Below are 20,580 nucleotides of genomic sequence, written 5' to 3'. Positions count from 1 at the left end.
GACCGCGACAGCGCAAATGGAAACTAAGGAAGGATACATGAAACAGTCACTTCGTGGCCTGTTGGCCACTGCCTTCATGGCACTTCTCATCACCGGGTGTGCCATGCAGCCACCGAGCGTGGTTGATCGAGTACCCGATCAGGATGCTGGCCGCTTGCTGAGCCAAGCTGAACAGCAAGCCCCCGATCAAGCTGCACGCACACGCTTGGAAGCCGCCAACATTTTGGCCCGCCAGGGCCAGCGTGAAAATGCCTTTGAGGCCGCCAACAGTATCGACGAAGCGCTACTCAACGATACCGACCGCGTACGCTGGGCCATGCTATTTTCTGAGCTTGCTCGCGGTCTGGACGACCCGCGCGCGGTATTACGCGCAACGCAGGTTCTGAATGATGAGCTGCCCATGCAGGCTAATCAGCAGCAAACACTGGCCGAACGCCAACAGTGGGCACAGCAAGCCCTTGACCAACAGCCTGATCAACTTCAAGTCACGCTACCGGAGCTGGATGGTACTGAGGTTCGCCGGATTGCCGTTGCGCTACCCGAGTCTGGGCCGTTGAGCAGCGTTGCCAATACCATTGCCACCGCCATGCGCCGCCATAACGAGATAAGCGCTGACGGAGTTCAGCTCACTTTTATCGATGCTGCGCAGTACTCGCTAGACGAGCTGTATAGCCGCGCGCAGCAAATGAACGCTCAACTCATGATAGGCCCGCTTGATAAAGATCAAGTGACCCAATTAGAGCAGCGCGATAGCGTACCCCTACCGACGCTGGCACTGAATTATGGCAGCGGTGCCAGTAACCAAGCTCAGCGATTGCTGCAGTACGGCTTATCCGCGGAAGATGAAGCGCGCCAAGCAGCACGCCGCGCCTATCAAGATGGTCATCGCCAGATGTCATTAATGGTGCCGGATAACGACTGGGGCCGCCGGGTGGGTGAAGCCTTCTGGAATGAATACCAACGACTAGGCGGTGAAGTCACCAATGCGGTGCGCTACAACCCAAGTAGCCCCGTCTCTAATGCGGTACAAACCGCACTGAATGTCAGCGGCGAACGCGCTCGCCTGGGCAATATTGACGCGCTGTTCCTATTAGCGCTACCCGACTACGCACGCCAAGTGCCACCGACAATGGACTACTATTACGCACCCGACCTGCCCATTTACGCCACTTCACATTTACATGAAGGCCGTCTGCAAACGCGCCTGGATCAAGACCTCAACGATGTGATGTTTATCGATATTCCCTGGCAAATTCCGGATGCAGCCGTGGGCGGCGAAGAGGTACTGCCCTACTATTCCACCTACCAGCAGCTGCGCGATGAAGCAGATGCTTCCATGTTCCGTTTGATGGCCATGGGTGTTGATGCCTACGAGCTCGCCAAACGAATGTCAGACTTATCTGGCCTGAATGGTTTAAACGGCAGCACCGGAACGCTCTCGCTATCAAACGATGGACGAATTCATCGCGAATTGCCCTGGGCAAAATTCCAAAACGGCACGCCGTCTCCCATTTTAATTCCAGGCTTACTGGGTGATGAGCAGTAGCCCGCAAACTGCCCGCCACCGAGGCGCAGCCATTGAGCGCTTAGCCGCTCAATGGCTGCAGCAGCGTGGCCTTCGATTGGTCGCCCACAATCACCATGTCAAAGGCGGCGAGCTTGACCTAGTGATGTATGAGCAGGATATTTTGGTCTTTGTCGAGGTCAAATACCGCGCCACTACGCGCCACGGGCACCCGTTAGAGATGGTTAACGCGCAAAAGCGTCGCCGCTTAATACGAGCGGCGACACTTTATATCGCGCGACACAACCTTTCCTGCCCTTGCCGCTTTGATATTCTAGCTATTACAGGCACACCGCCGGCTCTCGAGTTTCATTGGGAGAAGGCGGCATTTGACGCTTATTAATACTTTTAACTAGGAAGCCCTGATGGACTTTCAATCCCGCATACTCAGCCATTTCAATGCCAGCATTGATACCAAAACCTATGCCAGCGAAGTACTGCCCCCTTTTATTGAAGTGGCTAGTCAAATGATGGTGCAGTGCTTGGTCAATGAAGGAAAGATCCTTGCGTGTGGTAATGGCGGTAGCGCCGGCGATAGCCAGCACTTCTCTTCTGAGTTACTGAATCGTTTCGAGCGAGAGCGTCCTAGCCTCCCTGCGTTAGCCCTGACCACCGACACCTCAACGCTAACCTCTATTGCCAATGACTACAGCTACAACGAGGTGTTTTCAAAGCAAATTCGCGCACTAGGCCAACCTGGTGACGTCCTGCTAGCCATTTCCACTAGCGGCAACTCAGCCAATATTGTTCAAGCGATCCAGGCTGCTCACGACCGCGATATGACCGTCGTGGCGCTAACCGGACGTGACGGCGGCAATATGGCCTCTTTGCTAGGGCAGGACGATTGCGAAATTCGCGTTCCTGCCACCTCTACCGCGCGCATACAAGAAGTCCATTTGCTCGTCATACACTGCCTTTGTGATTTAATTGACGAACAACTGTTTGGTGGCGCTGACTAATAGCGTGCGTCTTGCGAATAATTACTGATCAAGGAGTCATCCTTATGGCCCTGCGCTTTTCATCGAAAACTCTATTAGCCGCTACACTTTGCAGCGTAATTGCCCTCAGCGGCTGCGCCAACAATAGCGCCTCTAACCCCTCCAACTACGGCCAGCGCAGCAATGACGTCGAAGCCGTTGATGCCACCATTGAACGCGAAGTCGAGCGTGCGCTTGCCCGCGCCGATGCACGCTTGGGCGACGCACGCATTCGTGCCCATAGCTATAACGGCTCTTTATTACTGGTAGGCCAAGTCCCCAGCGAAGAGCTTAAAGGCATGGCAGGCAATGTCGCCTCTAATTTGCGCGGTGTCGATAAAGTACATAATGAACTGACAGTTGCTGCAAACTTACCAGCCACGCAGCGATTGACTGACACATGGTTGACCACCAATGTCATTAGTCATCTGGCCACGAATGATCGCATTGACTCATCAAAGCTCAAAGTGACGACAGAGAATGCCAGCGTCTACTTAATGGGCATGGTCACTCGTCAAGAAGCTGACCGCATCGTGAATGCCGCTTCTTCTGTGGGTGGCGTACAGCGCATTGTGAAGGTGTTCGATTACCTCGACTAACGCCTCTCACGCACAAAAAAACCTCGCCAGCTAGCTGGCGAGGTTTTTTGTATTCGGCTAACAAAACAACAGCGAATGATTACTTTACAACGCGCAGCGTTGGTTTTTTCTTGGATTTCCCATCGCCGGACACTTTATCGGGCGATGTTTTAGGTGCTTGCTCTGACGTTGACTCCGTTAGCGTCAACTCAGGCTTCGGCACCTCTGCGACCGAGTCACCTGCCGCGTCATCTTGCTCATCCAACCCAGCTTCATCCAGCTCGGGCTCATGACCAAACACCATACCTGCACCATTCTCACGCGCATAAATGGCGATCAGCGCAGGCGTTGGGATCATCACCTGCATCGGCTGACCGCCAAAACGAGCGTTAAAACCAATGGCCTGATTTTCCATAAACAAATCACGCACCGCGGTTGGCGCAACGTTCAGCACAATCTGCCCGTTTTGCACAAACTGGCGTGGCACCTCCACCCCGGGCTGGGTGGCATCAACGACCAAGTAGGGTGTTAACTCATTATCTAACAGCCACTCATAGAGGGCTCGGGCGAGATAGGGACGGCTCGATTTCATAAGACTCCCTCCTCCTAACAAGTATGGCCCCTTGCCCACCGGGCGAAGAGGCCGAATGAATTCAAGCGCGCATCTCTTTTTCACGCTCGTTCAAAGATGCTTTAAACGCTTCACGCTCAAATACCCGCGACATATAACCGAGCAGCGGCTTCACCTGTTTTTCAGGCAGCTCAATGTTTAGCTCAGGCAAACGCCACAAGATCGGCGCTAAGCAGCAGTCTACCAGCGTAAACTCTTCACTCATGAAGTAAGGCATATCTTCAAAGATAGGCGAAATACCAATGAGGCTTTCACGCAGCTCTTTACGCGCCTTGTCTGCCTCTTTCTTACCACCGGTGCGAATCTGCTCCAACATCGGGCACCACTCACGCTCAATGCGATGCATCCACAGACGGCTTTGGGCTCGTGCTACTGGGTAGACTGGCAACAAAGGCGGATGAGGAAAACGCTCATCCAGATATTCCATCATCACCTTGGATTCATACAGCACCAGGTCGCGATCCAACAGCGTTGGAACGCTGTTGTACGGGTTGAGGTCTGCTAACTCTTCAGGCGGCTGCTCTTCAGCAACATCGACGATGTCGACCGCTACTCCCTTTTCAGCCAGAACAATGCGCACTCGATGACTGAAATGATCATCATTACCTGAGTAAAAGATCATTGACGACCGCTTGGCCACAACACCCATGAAAGCATCCTCGCATCAAAACAATTTTCGATAATAACATGCCAGCGCCCTCTTATGGGAAGGTAGCCAGCGATACATAACGACACTGCAGACAAGCAAAAGGCGCACGACTCTCGCCGTGCGCCCGTACTGCTAATCCTACTTCACGAATTAGTGGACGTCTCGCCAGTACTCACGCTTGAGCAGGTAAGCAATCACACCAAAAATAAAGATAAAGATAAGCACTTTAGGTGCCAGAGTTTGCGCCTGCAGCTTGGAAGGCTCACCCACATAGGCCAAGAAGTTGGTGAGGTCATACACCGCTTCCTCGAACTCCGCAGGCTCCATAGCGCCGGGCTGAGTCACCTGCAGCACATCGCAAGACTGGTACTTACCTGACAGCGGATCAGGAGACTGCCCAGCCACTGGCTGATCAGTTTCTGAACATACCATTTCCTGAACACCCTGGAGGGGCTCCAGCACGTTAGGCATAGCAACCAAGTCAAACACGGTGTTGTTGACACCCGTGGGGCGACTCGGGTCGCGATAGAAACCTAACAGGTAGGAGTAAATCCAGTCTGTACCGCGCAGGCGACCGTGCAGCGTCAAATCAGGGGGCGGCGCGCCAAACCAGGACTCCGCATCGCCACGATCCATCGCAATATGCATTTGGTCGTTGAACGCGAGATCCGATGAGAAGATTAAGTTCTCTTCTACCAGGTCTTGCGGAATCCCCAGATCATCTGCAGCACGCGCAAAACGCTGATGCTCAAGCGAGTGACACCCCATGCAGTAGTTGACGTACAGCTGCATACCACGCTGCAAAGACTCCTGATTACGCAAATCAGGGGTCATTGAATGCGGTACGTCAGCGGCAGGTGCCGCAAAAGCAGCCATAGGCACCAGCGCAAACAGCAGTGCAATCAGTTGTTTTTTCATTAGCCAGTCACCCTTTCTGGAACGGGTTTAGTCTTCTCCAGCTTGGTGTAAATCGGCATCAGCAAGAAGAAGGCGAAGTAAATGGCTGTACACACCTGCGCAAGGATGGTGCGACCCGTTGTTGACGGCAGCACACCTAAAACACCCAGAATCACGAAGCTGATACAGAACAGCAACAACATGACTTTAGACATCCAACCTTTATAGCGCATGGAGCGCACCGGGCTACGATCCAGCCAAGGCAGAACAAACAGAACTGCAATGGCAGCGCCCATGAACAGCACACCCAGGAATTTGGCATCCAACCCAAAGAAGGAGAAGGTAATGGCACGCAAGATCGCGTAGAACGGCGTGAAATACCAAACAGGTGCAATGTGATCAGGTGTTTTTAGTGGGTTAGCCGGCTCGAAATTCGGCCGTTCAATGAAGTAACCACCCCCTTCCGGGAAATAAAACACCACGACACTGAATACAAACAAGAAGATCGCAATACCCACCAGATCCTTAACGGTGTAGTAAGGGTGGAAGGCAATACCATCAAGCGGCTTACCTGTCTCATCTTTCTTCTGTTTGATATCAATACCATCAGGGTTGTTAGAACCCACTTCATGCAGCGCGATAATGTGTAGAACTACCAGCGCCAAAATGACGATAGGCAGTGCAACAACGTGTAGCGCGAAGAAACGGTTCAGCGTGATGCCTGAGATAAGGAAGTCGCCGCGCACCCACTGGGCAAGATCCGGACCGATACCAGGAATGGCCGAGAAGAGCGAGATAATTACCTGGGCACCCCAGTAAGACATTTGCCCCCAAGGTAGCAAATAGCCCATAAAGGCTTCTGCCATTAGCAGCAAATATATCGTCATACCGAAAATCCACACCAGCTCTCGGGGCGCTCTGTAGGAACCATAGAGCAACCCGCGGAACATATGCAGATAAATCACCACGAAGAAGGCTGACGCCCCCGTTGTGTGCATATAGCGGATGAGCCAACCCCACTCAACATCACGCATGATGTACTCGACCGAAGCAAATGCGCCTTCAGCAGAGGGGTTAAAGCTCATCGTCAACCACACACCGGTTAAGATTTGGTTGACCAGCACCAATAACGCCAGCACACCAAAAATATAGAAGAAGTTAAAGTTCTTCGGTGCGTAATACTTGGTCAGGTGGTCCTGCATCATTTGCGTGGCAGGAAAGCGGTCATCCACCCAGCGCATGATACCGCTTTCGGCCTTCGCTTTATTTGGATTAGCCATTAGGCACTCTCCTCATCTTCGCCGACCACGATGATGTCATCGCCTTCAAAGCGATAGGGCGGCACTTCAAGGTTAGTCGGTGCAGGTACGTTACTAAAGACGCGACCGGCTAAGTCAAAGCGAGAACCGTGACACGGGCAAAAGAAACCACCCGGCCAGTTACTAACGCCCACCCCTTCTGCATCTGGCTCAGGCCGATACAGAGGAGAACAGCCCAAATGGGTACAGATACCAATCAGTACACCAATTTCAGGTCTTATGGAGCGCAGACCACCCTGAATATAAGCAGGCTGCTGTGGCACTTCTGATTCTGGATCCGCCAGGCTATCCGCACCCAGCGCCTCTGTACGCTCGATCATCTCAGGCGTACGGTTAATAATCCAAATCGGGCGACCACGCCACTCGACGGTCATACGCTGACCCGGCTCAAGCTTAGAAATATCTGCTTGAACCGGCGCGCCTGCCGCCCTTGCCTTGGCACTAGGCTGCCAAGATGCCACAAAGGGGACCGCAACCCCGACAGCGCCCACCGCCCCCACAACGGAGGTGGCGCCTACGAGGAAACGGCGCCGGCCTTTGTTTACGCCGTTATCTGCCATTTCTGGTTTCTCCCATCAGCTTACCCGTTCCGTCGCAAAGGCGTCTTGCGACGACGAATATCAAATACAGTCTATGTTAAAAAAACAAAGCGCTCTGCACAAGAACAACCGCCCCGGACCATGGTGGTACGAGCGTTATAATTTTTTGATATTCCAATAAAAAACGCCCAGGTCTTTGACCTGGGCGTTTTTGCCGCATAGCGTAAATTAACGCTTGGAGAACTGCGGACGACGACGTGCTTTACGCAGACCAACTTTCTTACGCTCAACTTGGCGAGCATCGCGGGTCACATAACCAGCGGCACGCAGCGTAGGACGTAGGTCTTCGTTGTAGTTCATCAGGGCACGCGTGATGCCGTGACGAATAGCGCCAGCCTGTGAAGAGCCGCCGCCGCCTTCAACGGTTACGTAGACGTCGAACTGGTTCAGAGTCTCTGTCAGCTCTAACGGCTGACGAACAACCATGCGACCAGTAACGCGACCAAAGTACTGGTCAAGCTCGCGGTTGTTGACGGTAATTTTGCCGGAACCCGGCTTCAGGAACACACGAGCGGTGGAAGTCTTGCGGCGCCCGGTACCGTAATACTGCTGTGTCATGGCGAAGATTTCCTCAGATGTTCAGTTCAAGCGGCTGCTGGGCAGCATGCGGATGCTCGGCACCGGCGTACACTTTTAACTTGGAGTACATGGCGCGACCCAGCGGACCTTTCGGCAACATGCCTTTAACGGCAGACTCGATGATACGCTCAGGAGCGTGGTCGAGCATTTTGTCGAATGTCATGGAGCGCAGACCGCCCGGGTAACCTGTGTGGCGGTAGTAGGTTTTAGCCTTCGCCTTGTTACCGGTTACTTGGACTTTCTCTGCATTGATCACAACGATATAGTCGCCGGTATCAACGTGAGGGGTAAATTCGGGCTTATGCTTGCCACGCAGGCGGCGAGCAATCTCGGTTGCCAGACGACCGAGCGTTTTGTCCGTAGCGTCGACAATGTACCAGTCGCGCTGGACGGACTGCGGCTTAGCACTGAACGTCTTCATGGATGAAATCACCAGATTAAGTGTGTTGGGCGACTCACACCGCTAAGCGGCGTAGCACCATCCCTATTTTTTTTGGTTGCAGACCTTAGCCAGCAACATGTAGCGAGGCGGCATTCTACAGTAAGCATCCGCCCAAGTTAAGTGTTCTATTACTTTTTTTAGCGCGTGCTACTACCCTAGGGCTTATGCGGCAATGCTAGGTACTCACGAGACTGCATTTCCTGCAACCTTGACAGAGTGCGCTGGAATTCAAACGTGAGTTTGCCATCGCTATAAAGCGACTCTACCGGCACCTCGGCGGACATCAATAGCTTCACGCCGCGATCATAAAACTCATCGACCATATTAATAAAACGCCGCGCCTGATCGTCCGTTTTGCCATCCATTTGGGGCACATTGGCCACCAGCACCGTGTGAAACTCCCGCGCAAGCTCAATATAGTCATTTTGGCTGCGGGGGCCATCACACAGCTCAGCAAACTCAAACCACACGACATCCTCATGTAAGCGGCGAGTTTTCAGCACCCGATGGTTGATTTCCAGCGGCGCGTCTTCCTCTCCTGGCTGCCCTGCAATTTCTCTAAAGCTGCGAGCTAACTCTTGGTTGGCGGCATCATCTAAGGGCGCATGAAAAATTTCTGCCCGCTCAAGCGCACGCAGGCGATAATCAATACCTGAGTCGACATTAACCACGTCACAATGACGATTGACAAGCTCAATCGCAGGCACAAACCGCGCACGCTGCAAACCATCTTTATAAAGATCGTCTGGCACAATATTAGACGTTGCGACCAGCACCACACCGCGCTCAAACAGCGCTTCCAATAAATTAGCCAAAATCATGGCATCGGTAATATCTTTGACAAAAAACTCATCAAAGCAGATCACTCGCGCCTCAGCGGCAAACTTACTTGCAATTAGCGTAAGCGGATTTTTTTGCCCTTTATAGTGCGTGAGCTCGTTATGCACCCGCTGCATGAAACGATGGAAATGCGTGCGCATCTTTTCTGGAAAAGGCAACGCTTCATAAAAAGTGTCTACCAGATATGTTTTACCACGCCCCACGCCACCCCAAAAATAGAGCCCCTTGACCTGTGGCACCGGCGGTTTGACAGATTCGCTCTTTTTACCCAGCAGCCCTGCCATCTTGGCTTTGATACCTTTACTGGCAACCACTGCTTTTGGCACGGTGGTGGGCACGGACAAGAGCTCATCATAGAGACGCTGAAGATGCTTTACCGCCTGCTCTTGAGCAGCATCATATTGAAAATCACTTCGCTTGAGATCGGCTTGATAGCGCTCAAGGGGCGTTGGCCGACGGGTTGAATCGGACGCCTGACGCGCAGATACTGATGGCATTAATGTGCTCCCTCAACGCATTGTCTAAGCCGTATCGTCGACGCGCCGCCGCACGTCTGACAAAGCTTGCTCAACAAAATGAGGCTAATTATACGCCCCTTACACGCTAAGCGCATGAGCGGATTGACCCAACCGACTGACACGCGCCTATAATGGGGCTGTATTTCAAAGCCTCGCCCTGTGTTCAGCGGCGCACATTACTTAGGGAGAAGACTGTGGAAGCAAGCTCGCCACTCACTTTTGCAATCATTGGCTTAATCGTCGGTTTTATTATCGGCTTGGTGTGCTATCGCCTTTTCAGCAAAGGTGCGCGGGATGTCTCTTCACTTAAGCAGACCCTGCTTGAACGTGAACACCAAATCGCTGATCTAAAAAAAGGCATGAGCAGCCACCTCACCAGCATACAGGAGCGCCTGGAGAATATTCGCCATGAAGCTGACCTGCTTGAACAACAGGTAGAGAGTGAGGCCACTCAGTGGAAGCTGAGCAATGTGAAGCCGTTATCACAGCCAGCCTCCAACCCGGAAAATGACCAAGGTGTCGCCATGCCAAGAGATTACGCGGCTGGAAAAAACGGCACGCTGTCAGAAGATTTCGGTTTAAAAGAGAACAAGTCACAAGACAGCACTCCCGCCCAGCCTCCTCGCTACTAAGCCTTTGGCCAGAAAACACATTAAAGCACCGGCAACCGTCCGGTGCTTTTGCCTAGGCGAGCAACACCGACATCACCGCCATTAAGCCGGATTATCAATATCCACAAAGCGATGCTCCACATCGAACTCACTGGCCAACCACTCCCCCAGCGCCTGTACGCCGTAGCGCTCGGTGGCATGATGGCCAGCCGCAATGTAGTGGATACCCATCTCTCGCGCTAAGTGCGTCGTTCTTTCCGAAATCTCCCCCGATACAAACACCTGCGCTCCTGCGTCATAGGCGTCCACGATCATGTCCTGGGCCCCACCGGTACACCAAGCAATGCGCTCAATGGGTTCACTATTAAACGCTTCAATGACCAGTGGCTCACGCTGAAGCGTCACCCCCACCTGTTTCGCCAACTCACCAATAGTCTGCGGCACCACCAAACGCCCCGACCAGAGCAAACCCTCACCTAGCTCACCGTCCAAACACCCTTCTACCTTCCACCCCAAACGCTTGGCCAACTCAGCGTTATTTCCCATCTCCGCATGAGCATCCAGCGGTAAGTGATACGCCAAAAGACTGATATCGTTGGCCAGCAGAGTCTTGATGCGACGCTGCTTCATACCGGTAATGGGTACCGGCTCGTTCTTCCAGAAATAGCCATGGTGCACAAGCAGCAAATCTGCCTGCCAAGCCACAGCCTCTTCAAGCAACGCTTGGCACGCGGTGACTCCCGACATTACCCGCTGCACTTGTTCACGCCCTTCAACCTGCAGGCCATTAATGGTGAAATCTTTGAACTGGCCAGCGCGCAATTGATGGTCGCAGGCCGCTACTAGCTGATCACGGTGATTCACACTCACTCCTTTATCGCAATTAAGCCAGCCCCCGTGAGGCACAGTGGCATTCAGTGTTACCATAGCGCCATTGTAAAACTCGCTTCACGTTATCGCGAACCTCGCGACCGTTTAGACTGCCACACGCTGAGGAACTTTCGCATGCACCGTTTTGTGCTGCCCTATTTATGGCCCATTATCACGGGGCTCTTGCTCGCCTCCGTGCTACTGCTCGCATTCCCAGAGCAGCTCCCCAACCCGTTCCGGCAGACACCACCTGTTACGGTGGAAACACCCCCTATAGTAGACCCCCCCCCAGCACTGGTACCCACTACCAGCAACGAACCAACGGCTAACCGTCCTGCGCCCGATGTTCGTCAAGCAGCGCCGCTAACCCGCAACCAAGGCCCAGCCAGCTACTCCAATGCGGTTAATCAAGCAGCGCCTGCCGTGGTAAACATCTACTCTTCACGAATTGTGGAGCGTGACCAGCACCCACTCATGTCAGACCCTTTTTTCCAACAGTTCTTCAGCGGTGACGATGCCACCACCCACCAACGCATGCTATCGAGTCTTGGCTCGGGCGTTATCGTCAGCAACGACGGCTATGTACTGACGAACCACCACGTGATTAATGGTGCTGACCAAATCCAGGTAGCGCTTCGGGATGGGCGAGAAACGCTAGCGGAAGTCATAGGCACTGACCCAGAAAGCGACTTGGCGGTACTGCGAATCGACCTTGAGGACTTACCGGTGATTGAACTGGCTGATTCTGAAGAGGTTGCTGTCGGGGATGTTGCACTCGCCATCGGAAACCCTTTTGGCGTCGGCCAAACGGTAACGATGGGCATTATTAGCGCCACTGGCCGTAGCCATTTAGGGCTTAATGCCTACGAAGATTTTATTCAAACCGATGCAGCGATTAACCCCGGCAACTCTGGCGGCGCATTGGTCAATCCTGACGGCGCACTGGTAGGCATTAATACGGCCATCTTCTCGCGCTCAGGCGGCTCTCAAGGGATTGGCTTCGCCATTCCTGCCAACCTTGCTCACAGCATTCTGGACGAGCTTGTCACCCGCGGCCGCGTGATACGTGGCTGGCTCGGCATTGAGGCACAGGCGCTATCAAGGGAGCTGGCGGCCTCATTTGGCCTACGCACACCTCAAGGCGTCATCGTAGCAGGCGTGGTTAGCGGCGGGCCCGCGGCACAAGCAGGCCTACAGCCAGGAGATGTGCTGCTGTCTATTGATGACCAAGTCATTTTAGATGCCAGAGCCACCATGAGCGACATTGCCTCCATCCCTCCCGGGACATCCCTACCACTGACCATTGTCCGTGGCGGCGAGCGAATGGAGATGACACTAGAAGTGGGAGAAAGGCCGGTACCGACCAACGCCACATCAGCTGACAGGCAGAGCGGCTCTTAACACCGCTCTGTCTGCGCTGACATCACTGCTCGTTAATCGCGAATCCGATACTCGGCAGAGCGAGCATGAGCAGTGAGGTACTCCCCACGAGCCAACACAGAGGCAACTTTACCAAGCTCGGATGCCCCTTCCGGGGAGCAGTGGATGATGGAAGAGCGCTTCTGAAAATCGTACACGCCAAGGGGCGAGGAGAAGCGCGCCGTTCCGGAGGTAGGCAGGACATGGTTCGGCCCTGCGCAGTAATCCCCTAACGCTTCAGAGGTGTGGCGACCCATAAAGATAGCGCCAGCGTGGCGGATATCGTCCAGCCACGCCTCAGGCGCGGCCACCGACAGTTCCAAATGCTCTGGGGCAATACGATTGATCATCTCCACCGCCTCTGCCTGGTCTTGGCAAAGAATCAGCGCGCCCCGACGATTCAACGATGCTCGCGCAATCTCTTCGCGCTCAAGCGTCGGCAACAACCGCTCTATGGACTCTGCCACGGCATCTAGGTGCGCGGCATCCCAACTGACCAGAATCGCCTGAGCATCTTCGTCATGCTCTGCCTGAGAGAAGAGGTCCATGGCAATCCAGTCCGGGTCGGTTTGCCCATCTGACACCACCATAATTTCGGAAGGCCCAGCAATCATATCAATGCCTACCTGACCGAATACCGCCCGCTTAGCGGTCGCCACATAGATATTCCCCGGCCCAACGATCTTATCGACACGCGGAACACTTTGCGTACCGTAGGCCAGGGCAGCAACTGCCTGTGCCCCACCAATAGTGAACACGTAGTCCACGCCGGCTAAGTGGGCAGCAGCCAGCACCAGATCGTTCAGCACCCCATCGGGGGTAGGCACCACCATCACGATCTCACGCACTCCCGCCACATGGGCAGGAATCGCATTCATCAACACAGAGGAAGGGTACGCCGCCTTTCCACCCGGGACATAAATACCCGCCCGATCCAGCGGCGTTACTTTTTGCCCTAACACCGTGCCATCGGCCTCTTCATACTGCCAAGAGGTCGGTTTTTGCCGCTCGTGGTAGCGCTTGATGCGCTCAGCAGCAGTCGCCAGCGCATCGCGCTGCTCGGCTGGCAAGCCATCGTATGCTTTTTTTAACTGCTCTGGCGTCAAACGCAATTGAGTCATCGACTCAACCGACAGGCGGTCAAAGCGGTTAGTGGCTTCAATCACCGCTTGGTCGCCGCGCTGCTTGACGTCTGCCAGAATTTCTTCAACACGAGCCTGGACCGCTTTATCAGAGACGCCCTCCCAATCCAGCAGCGCATCTAGACGCTGATGGAACGCCGACTCACGCGTAGAGAGACGGGCAATGGTGGCTGTGGTTGTATCGCTCATGATGAACCTCGTGTCATTCAATAGGCTGCGTCTGACGCTTTTTCACGGCGCTTTCCAGGCGGGCTAGCAGCGGCTTGATACGGTCATGCTTCATGGTCATAGCCGCTTTATTCACCACTAAGCGCGTGCTGATATGCGCAATAAGCTCGCGGGGCTCCATTCCGTTAGCGCGCAACGTGTTACCGGTATCGACGATATCGACGATCTCATCGGCCAAGTTCATCAGCGGGGCGAGTTCCATCGCACCATAAAGCTTGATGACCTCTGCCTGAATACCCTGCTCGGCGTAGTAACGGCGCGCCACATTAACAAACTTGGTCGCCACGCGGCGGCGAGCTTTGGCAGGGGGCTGCCCGGTAACGCCCGCGGTCATCAGCTTGCAGCGGGCAATCTCCAAATCCAGCGGCTCATACAGCCCTTCAGCACCATGCTCCAGCAGCACGTCTTTGCCCGCAATACCGACGTCTGCCGCACCCAGCTGTACGTAGGTGGGCACATCGGTGGCGCGGATGATCACCAGCTTCACGTCAGGCAAGTTGGTATCGAAGAGCAATTTGCGACTTTTGCTTAAATCTTCGGCGGGCGTAATGCCCGCATCTGCCAATAGCGGCAGGGTTTCATCCAAGATACGCCCTTTTGAAAGGGCTAAAATCAGTTGCTTACTCATGATGTAAGGCCAGTGTTGTCCGCGTGGCTTAACCGGGAATGCGGCGAATCTTCGCCCCCAGCAGCTGTAATTTTTCCTCGATGCACTCGTAGCCACGATCAATATGGTAGATGCGATCGACGAGGGTCTCGCCCTCAGCCATCATGGCTGCAATGACCAGCGACGCCGACGCGCGAAGATCCGTTGCCATGACCGGGGCACCCGAAAGTTTATCGACACCCTTAATTAAGGCGGCGTTACCTTCTAAAACGATGTCTGCACCCATGCGATTCAGCTCTTGAACGTGCATGAAGCGGTTTTCAAAAATCGTTTCAACGACGCGTGAATGCCCTTCAGCGACTGCATTCATGGCCACAAACTGGGCCTGCATATCGGTTGGGAACGCGGGATACGGCGCGGTACGGATATTGACCGCTTTTGGACGCTTGCCGTGCATATCCAGCGAAATCCAATCTTCACCGCTGTCGATCTCGGCACCCGCCTCTTCGAGCTTAGCAAGCACGGCTTCCAAAATATCGGCACGCGTGCGCTTCACTTTGACACGTCCACCGGTCATGGCAGCCGCTACCAGGAAGGTACCGGTCTCGATACGATCGGGCATCACGTCATGTTCGCAGCCATGCAGCGAGGCCACGCCATCAATGATGATCGTGTCGGTGCCGTGACCACGAATCTGGGCACCCATCTTAATCAGGCACTCTGCCAGATCGACCACTTCAGGCTCACGAGCGGCGTTTTCAAGAACAGTTCTGCCATCGGCGAGCGTTGCCGCCATGAGCAGGTTTTCGGTACCGGTCACGGTCACGGTGTCAAAAAAGATGGTCGCGCCTTTTAAGCGACCATCGACGCGGGCGCGAATATAGCCTGCCTCAACGTGAATCTCCGCCCCCATGGCCTCCAGGCCACGCAGGTGCAAATCCACCGGGCGTGAGCCAATGGCACAGCCGCCAGGCAAGGAAACGTCCGCTTTACCAAAGTGCGCCAGCAGTGGCCCCAGCACCAAGATAGAGGCGCGCATTTTTTTCACCAGCTCGTAGGGCGCGTGACACTGAGTCACCTGAGAGCCATCCAGCTGAATGGTCATCTTTTCACCCATCACAGGCTCAACGCCCATGCGGCCAAGCAGCTCCAGCGTGGTAGTAATATCCTGCAAATGCGGCAAATTGCCGATCACTACCGGGCCATCGGCCAAAAGACTTGCGCACAAAATCGGCAGCGCTGCGTTTTTCGCACCGCTTGCCCAGACTTCGCCATCTACCGAGCCATTGCCCGTAATAATGAGTTTATCCATGGAGCGGCCGTTACTCAGCGTTTTCCGACGCAGTTTGCCACTGCGTCGGAGTAAACGTTTTGATGCTGATAGCGTGCAGCGCGCCGGAGGCAATTTCCTCGCTTAGCGCGGCGTATACGAGCTGTTGTCGCTTCACTGGAGAAAGACCTTCAAAGGCTTCGCCAACCGCAATCACCTGAAAATTGCAGCCTTCACCCTGGATGTGAAACTCACAGCCACTGATGCGGGATTCAAGCAGTGCTTTTACCTCGTTGGGTTGCATGAGACAGGAAACTCCTTTGGGGTCATTGAAATAGTAAGCAATAGGCGAACATGATAAAGAAAAGCAGCACGCTTGGCGATGCTGGGTAACCCCATCAATCAACAGAGCAGCCCGAAGGCTGCTCTGGAAGGTCACTCGTATTAAGTAGAAACGGCGGGGGGCGAAGTCAACGCGTCTAGCTCTGCCAGAGAAGCTAGACGCTCAAGCGGGGCTGACAGCACGATTGATCGCACCGTCACTTCAAGTGCCTGACAAGCACGGAGCCACTCAAATAAAACACTGATAGCAACGCTACTGGCCTTGTTGACCTGACCAAAGTCAAAACAAACCTCTGAATACTGCGCACCACGCAGCCACTTCACACCGGCAGCAGCCACTTCAGCCGCCGCACTCATGGTGAGGTCGCCCGTCGCTACCAGCGTGTCACCCTGCACGGTCAAAGACACCTCTGAACGGGAAAGCAACGACGTCACGCGTCGCCTCCCTGCTCTAACTCATCCACACCAATTTCTGGTGCCCAACCACGAATCACTGCATCGTAGTCGCGGTTATTTTCGCGCATGGCCTGGTCAAATTGATTACGGAAGGTCAATCCTAGGTTAATGCCATTTACAATCACGTTGACGACGCGCCACTGGCCATCAGAAAGACGCAGGCTGTAGCTGACGGGGTAAACCTGACCATTGTTGGCAACGACTTCCATATCAACGCTGGCCTGGTCTTCATGACGCTGGCCGCGCTGGTCACTCAGCACACGCAGCTCATCGTAATCAAACGTGACTAATCCCCGTGTGTAGGTATCAATCAGCGTTTGACGAAATACGTTGGCAAACTGGCTGCGCTGCTCGGGCGTTGCATTGCGGAAGTAGCTACCCATCACACTCGCCCCGATGTAGCGAAAATCGGCCACTTCGTTCAGGCTGTCGTTCACCAGCGCTTTCAGCTCATCCAAGTTATTGGCATAGTAATCTTCTTTGCCATTAATCTGACTCATAAAGGATTCGATGTTTTCACGAATCATCGCTTCTGGTGACGCTGTTTGCGCCTGGGCCATCAGTGGAGTCATTAGCAGCATGACGGCGAGCGTGAATCGCTGAATAAACGTCGATAAAATATTTTGCATCGTAGTGACCTCTTTGCTGAAAGTGACCAACGGTGTTTAGTTGCTGACCATATTGGATACAAATTGCTGAATTAGTTCTTCAAGCACCAGCGCAGACTGCGTATCGCGAATCACATCGCCCTCCTGCAGCATCTCGGGCGCGCCGCCCACACTTAAGCCTATGTACTGCTCACCCAGCAGGCCCGCCGTTAAAATGGCCGCCGTTGTATCTTGAGAAAGCTGCCCTTCAAGCTCACTGTTCAAACTGAGCGTAACGCGGGCGTCGTACCACTCTGTATCCAACTCTATTGCCTCTACACGGCCCACCGTCACCCCTGCCATCGTGACGCGAGCGCGCGGCTTTAACCCACCGATGTTGGCAAAATTTGCCTCAAGGCGGAACGTATCTGAGGGCGCTGAGAGCGTTAAGCCGCTGACACGCAGGCCAAGAAACACCAGCCCAACAATCCCTGCCAACATAAACAGGCCAACGCCAAACTCCATGGTTTTACTGCGCTTCATGACATTACTCCACCTTTAAAGGCCGCCGAACATGACGGCGGTTAAAACGAAATCCAGCCCCAACACCGCCAGTGAGGAGTACACCACCGTACGCGTTGTCGCTCGAGAAATCCCTTCTGACGTAGGCACTAAATCATACCCCTGAAACACGGCAATCCAGGTCACCACAAGCGCGAACACCACACTTTTGATCATGCCGTTACCAATGTCATCGATAAACGAGACACTGGCCTGCATGTTGCTCCAGTAAGAGCCTTCAAAGACCCCCAACCACTCAACGCCTACCAAGTAACCGCCCCAGATACCCACCACGCTAAAGCCGACGGTGAGAATAGGCAGCGCCACAAAGCCTGCCCAAAGCCTGGGTGCCACCACACGACGCAACGGGTCTACACCGATCATCTCCATACTGGTGAGCTGTTCGGTAGCCTTCATTAAGCCAATCTCAGCGGTCAAAGCCGACCCCGCTCGCCCCGCAAACAGCAGCGCTGCCACCACTGGGGCCAGTTCACGTAGAAGCGATAACGCCACCATTTGACCCAGCGCCTGTTCCGCGCCGAAATCCACCAAAATGGTGTATCCCTGCAGCGCCAGCACCATACCAATAAACAGCCCTGACACCAGCACGATAGCCAGCGACAACACACCCACAAAGTGCATTTGACGTAGCCAAAGCGACCACCCTTCTCGTGAGGGCACACCGACGGCCGACTGGGCGAGAAATACCGTGGCGCGCCCAAGGGCCTCGACCACATCGCACCCTTTACGCCCTAGACCAATCACTCGCGCCGCGTAGTGTGAGAATTTAGACTGCATCTACCCTGCCTTTATCGCTAAATCGTGACCAAGGATATCCCTGTAGAGCGTCTCTGCGGGATAGTGAAACGGCACCGGACCATCTGGCTCGCCGTGCATAAACTGGCTTACCCGAGGATCTTGGTTCACCTCCAGCGTACTTGGGGAGCCGTGAGCCACCACCTGACCATCTGCTATTAGATAGAGATAATCCGCAATACTCAGCGTCTCTTTAATATCATGTGACACCACGACCGACGTCAGCGAAAGCGCTTGATTAAGCCGCTTAATCAGTTGCACCAGAACGCCCATCGAAATAGGGTCCTGACCGACAAAAGGCTCATCATAGAGAATCAGCTCAGGGTCCAGCGCCACGGCCCGCGCCAACGCCACACGGCGCGCCATACCACCGGAAAGCTCAGCGGGGGTTAGATGCCGTGCGCCTCTCAGCCCTACCGCCTGAAGCTTTAACAAGACCAAGTCGCGAATCATGGTATCGGGAAGATCCGTATGCACTCGCAGCGGGAAAGCAACGTTCTCGAATACATCAAGATCCGAAAACAGGGCACCACTCTGGAACAGCATGCCCATCCGCTTGCGTAGCGCAAACAACGCCTTACGCGAGAGACGGTGCACATCCTGCCCATCAATAAGAATGCGCCCACGATCGGGAGTGAGCTGACCACCTATAAGCTTCAACAGCGTCGTTTTACCCGTGCCGCTTGGCCCCATAATCGCGGTGACCTTGCCACGCGGGATAATCATACTCACGCCGCGAAAAATATCGTTATCGCCACGGGAAAAGTGAATATCTTCGACCTGTATGAAGGGAACATCCGTCATATGCTGATTGACCTTCATCTCGATGCCAAAGCGCGTCAGTATAAACCGGCTAAGCGCGGGCAGTTTAAAAAACAGTGTTTTCGAAATATTATCGAACATCGTATCCTAACGCTACTCTCAGTAACAGTCGCGCAAATCACTGCTGCACAAGGCATGCCCGGGCAGCGCCAGCAAATCCCGCTGGCTAAGGGGCATGCTTTAGCTAAACACCGCGCCAAGATGTTATTCTTACTTGTCACCCAACCACATCATGAAAACGAGACACCTCATGCGCCAGCCACTCTCTACACCCAGCCAACTGCGTGAAAGTGCGCTGCGCACCTTGCAAATCGAGCAGGCGGCTATTGGGGGCCTGCAAGCCAAGCTAGATGAAGGCTTTGACCACGCCTGCCAACTGATTCTTGCCTGCCAGGGCCGTGTCGTCGTCACCGGCATGGGTAAATCTGGGCATATTGCAGGCAAGCTGGCCGCGACCCTTGCCAGCACCGGCACTCCTGCTTTTTTTGTTCACCCCGGCGAAGCCAGCCACGGTGACTTAGGCATGATTACCCGCGCTGATGTGGTACTCGCCCTCTCCAACTCCGGAGAAACAGCCGAAGTCACCGCCCTGCTGCCGCTACTCAAACGGCTTGGCACACCGCTGGTGAGCATGACAGGACGCCCAGGCTCGACCCTGGCGCGACATGCTGACGCCCACTTAGATAGTGGCGTAGAGCGTGAAGCGTGCCCCCTTGATTTGGCACCCACCAGCTCTACGACAGCGGCACTCGCCCTGGGCGACGCGCTGGCTGTCGCGCTACTTGAAGCACGTGGCTTTACTGCTGAAGACTTTGCCCTGTCTCACCCCGGCGGCAGCCTGGGTAAGCGGCTACTTCTACGCGTACGAGATCTGATGCACGATGGCGCGCGGCTACCGCAGGTTGCCTTAGGCAGCCCGCTGCGCGATGCGCTATTAGAAATTACCCGCCAGGGTCTTGGCTTCACCTGTGTAGTGGATAGCGAAGGCCGCCTTGCAGGGGTATATACCGATGGTGACCTGCGCCGCACGCTTGACCAATTCCATGACTTACGCGACGTATGCGTTGACGATGTTATGACACGTCCAGGCAAACGCATTGGCCCTGACGTGCTGGCCGCCGAAGCCGTTCGTATTATGGAAGACAGCCGGATTACCGCCCTCGCAGTGGTGGATGAACAGCAACGCCCGATTGGCGCGCTGCATATGCACGACCTGCTCGCCAGCGGTGTGATTTAACGGCGTAATGACGCTTTTT

26 protein-coding genes are annotated in these 20,580 nt (G+C 54.4%); 8 read left to right on the top strand and 18 right to left on the bottom strand.

Annotated elements, in window-relative coordinates; genetic code table 11:
* Positions 1-37: 37 nt before the first annotated feature.
* Genes IEW65_RS04990 through IEW65_RS04975 form a run of 4 tightly spaced genes read left to right on the top strand, consistent with a single transcriptional unit; the run spans position 38 to position 3,140 of the window.
* Entirely contained in the window at positions 38-1,546 is a 1,509-nt protein-coding gene (locus tag IEW65_RS04990) for a penicillin-binding protein activator (RefSeq protein WP_188638400.1), read from the top strand.
* Complete coding sequence (locus IEW65_RS04985) at positions 1,536-1,907, top strand: YraN family protein (protein WP_188638399.1); 372 nt, start codon at positions 1,536-1,538, stop codon at positions 1,905-1,907. The genes IEW65_RS04990 and IEW65_RS04985 overlap by 11 nt, the downstream gene beginning before the upstream one ends.
* 22 nt (positions 1,908-1,929) lie before the next feature.
* Complete coding sequence (locus IEW65_RS04980; protein WP_188638398.1) at positions 1,930-2,523, top strand: phosphoheptose isomerase; 594 nt, start codon at positions 1,930-1,932, stop codon at positions 2,521-2,523.
* Positions 2,524-2,567: 44 nt separating this feature from the next.
* Positions 2,568-3,140, top strand: a complete 573-nt coding sequence (locus IEW65_RS04975; protein WP_188638397.1) for a BON domain-containing protein — start codon at positions 2,568-2,570, stop codon at positions 3,138-3,140.
* Positions 3,141-3,219: 79 nt separating this feature from the next.
* Here the strand turns inward: IEW65_RS04975 and IEW65_RS04970 are convergent, their stop codons facing one another.
* From IEW65_RS04970 to zapE, 8 genes are all read right to left on the bottom strand, one after another.
* Positions 3,220-3,711 (bottom strand): ClpXP protease specificity-enhancing factor, encoded by a 492-nt coding sequence (locus tag IEW65_RS04970; protein WP_188638396.1) that lies wholly within the window; start codon positions 3,709-3,711, stop codon positions 3,220-3,222.
* Positions 3,712-3,772: 61 nt separating this feature from the next.
* Complete coding sequence (sspA, locus tag IEW65_RS04965; RefSeq protein ID WP_188638395.1) at positions 3,773-4,399, bottom strand: stringent starvation protein SspA; 627 nt, start codon at positions 4,397-4,399, stop codon at positions 3,773-3,775.
* Between the two features lie 150 nt (positions 4,400-4,549).
* Complete coding sequence (locus IEW65_RS04960; RefSeq protein WP_188638394.1) at positions 4,550-5,317, bottom strand: cytochrome c1; 768 nt, start codon at positions 5,315-5,317, stop codon at positions 4,550-4,552.
* Entirely contained in the window at positions 5,317-6,576 is a 1,260-nt protein-coding gene (locus IEW65_RS04955; protein ID WP_188638393.1) for a cytochrome b, read from the bottom strand. Before IEW65_RS04955 ends, IEW65_RS04960 begins: the two co-directional genes overlap by 1 nt.
* A complete protein-coding gene (petA, locus tag IEW65_RS04950) occupies positions 6,576-7,175 on the bottom strand; it encodes a ubiquinol-cytochrome c reductase iron-sulfur subunit (protein WP_188638392.1) in 600 nt (199 codons plus the stop codon). Before petA ends, IEW65_RS04955 begins: the two co-directional genes overlap by 1 nt.
* Positions 7,176-7,382: 207 nt before the next feature.
* On the bottom strand, positions 7,383-7,772 hold the full coding sequence (gene rpsI, locus IEW65_RS04945) for a 30S ribosomal protein S9 (protein ID WP_044629966.1): 390 nt from the start codon (positions 7,770-7,772) through the stop codon (positions 7,383-7,385).
* Between the two features lie 13 nt (positions 7,773-7,785).
* Complete coding sequence (gene rplM / locus IEW65_RS04940) at positions 7,786-8,214, bottom strand: 50S ribosomal protein L13 (RefSeq protein ID WP_044629965.1); 429 nt, start codon at positions 8,212-8,214, stop codon at positions 7,786-7,788.
* Between the two features lie 176 nt (positions 8,215-8,390).
* Entirely contained in the window at positions 8,391-9,572 is a 1,182-nt protein-coding gene (gene zapE / locus IEW65_RS04935) for a cell division protein ZapE (RefSeq protein ID WP_188638391.1), read from the bottom strand.
* A 215-nt stretch (positions 9,573-9,787) separates the two neighbouring features.
* Here zapE and IEW65_RS04930 point away from each other — a divergent pair, with 215 nt between their 5' ends.
* The gene (locus IEW65_RS04930) at positions 9,788-10,225 is read left to right on the top strand and encodes a ZapG family protein (protein ID WP_188638390.1); all 438 of its coding nucleotides are present in this window, start codon (positions 9,788-9,790) and stop codon (positions 10,223-10,225) included.
* A gap of 81 nt (positions 10,226-10,306) precedes the next feature.
* Here IEW65_RS04930 and IEW65_RS04925 read toward each other — a convergent pair whose 3' ends face one another.
* A complete protein-coding gene (locus tag IEW65_RS04925) occupies positions 10,307-11,068 on the bottom strand; it encodes a Nif3-like dinuclear metal center hexameric protein (RefSeq protein ID WP_268234700.1) in 762 nt (253 codons plus the stop codon).
* Between the two features lie 141 nt (positions 11,069-11,209).
* On the opposite strand from IEW65_RS04925, the gene IEW65_RS04920 reads away from it, so the two are divergent.
* Positions 11,210-12,475, top strand: a complete 1,266-nt coding sequence (locus IEW65_RS04920) for a Do family serine endopeptidase (protein ID WP_188638388.1) — start codon at positions 11,210-11,212, stop codon at positions 12,473-12,475.
* Positions 12,476-12,507: 32 nt separating this feature from the next.
* Here IEW65_RS04920 and hisD read toward each other — a convergent pair whose 3' ends face one another.
* The 9 genes from hisD to IEW65_RS04875 form a co-directional block, all read right to left on the bottom strand.
* Positions 12,508-13,824, bottom strand: coding sequence for a histidinol dehydrogenase (gene hisD / locus IEW65_RS04915; protein WP_188638387.1), 1,317 nt, complete (start codon positions 13,822-13,824; stop codon positions 12,508-12,510).
* 13 nt (positions 13,825-13,837) lie between these two features.
* Positions 13,838-14,491, bottom strand: a complete 654-nt coding sequence (gene hisG, locus IEW65_RS04910; protein WP_054641296.1) for an ATP phosphoribosyltransferase — start codon at positions 14,489-14,491, stop codon at positions 13,838-13,840.
* Positions 14,492-14,519: 28 nt separating this feature from the next.
* Positions 14,520-15,782, bottom strand: coding sequence for a UDP-N-acetylglucosamine 1-carboxyvinyltransferase (gene murA / locus IEW65_RS04905; protein ID WP_188638386.1), 1,263 nt, complete (start codon positions 15,780-15,782; stop codon positions 14,520-14,522).
* 10 nt (positions 15,783-15,792) lie between these two features.
* Complete coding sequence (locus tag IEW65_RS04900) at positions 15,793-16,044, bottom strand: BolA family protein (RefSeq protein WP_188638385.1); 252 nt, start codon at positions 16,042-16,044, stop codon at positions 15,793-15,795.
* A gap of 140 nt (positions 16,045-16,184) precedes the next feature.
* A complete protein-coding gene (locus IEW65_RS04895; protein ID WP_188638384.1) occupies positions 16,185-16,517 on the bottom strand; it encodes an STAS domain-containing protein in 333 nt (110 codons plus the stop codon).
* Complete coding sequence (locus tag IEW65_RS04890) at positions 16,514-17,167, bottom strand: MlaC/ttg2D family ABC transporter substrate-binding protein (protein WP_188638383.1); 654 nt, start codon at positions 17,165-17,167, stop codon at positions 16,514-16,516. Before IEW65_RS04890 ends, IEW65_RS04895 begins: the two co-directional genes overlap by 4 nt.
* 36 nt (positions 17,168-17,203) lie before the next feature.
* Positions 17,204-17,668 (bottom strand): outer membrane lipid asymmetry maintenance protein MlaD, encoded by a 465-nt coding sequence (mlaD, locus tag IEW65_RS04885; RefSeq protein ID WP_188638382.1) that lies wholly within the window; start codon positions 17,666-17,668, stop codon positions 17,204-17,206.
* 15 nt (positions 17,669-17,683) lie between these two features.
* Positions 17,684-18,484, bottom strand: coding sequence for a lipid asymmetry maintenance ABC transporter permease subunit MlaE (gene mlaE, locus IEW65_RS04880; protein WP_188638381.1), 801 nt, complete (start codon positions 18,482-18,484; stop codon positions 17,684-17,686).
* Positions 18,485-19,306: an ATP-binding cassette domain-containing protein gene (locus IEW65_RS04875; protein ID WP_188638380.1), complete on the bottom strand. Its 822-nt coding sequence runs from the start codon at positions 19,304-19,306 to the stop codon at positions 18,485-18,487. It abuts the gene before it with no gap.
* Here IEW65_RS04875 and IEW65_RS04870 point away from each other — a divergent pair, their 5' ends adjacent.
* Complete coding sequence (locus IEW65_RS04870) at positions 19,307-19,612, top strand: hypothetical protein (protein ID WP_188638379.1); 306 nt, start codon at positions 19,307-19,309, stop codon at positions 19,610-19,612.
* Entirely contained in the window at positions 19,575-20,561 is a 987-nt protein-coding gene (locus tag IEW65_RS04865; RefSeq protein ID WP_188638378.1) for a KpsF/GutQ family sugar-phosphate isomerase, read from the top strand. Before IEW65_RS04870 ends, IEW65_RS04865 begins: the two co-directional genes overlap by 38 nt.
* Positions 20,562-20,580 lie beyond the last annotated feature (19 nt).

This window comes from Vreelandella lutescens (genome assembly GCF_014640815.1).
GTDB lineage: Bacteria > Pseudomonadota > Gammaproteobacteria > Pseudomonadales > Halomonadaceae > Vreelandella > Vreelandella lutescens.
The sequence above is the reverse complement of the archived record's forward strand: the minus strand, read 5'-3'. Positions and strand labels throughout refer to the sequence as shown.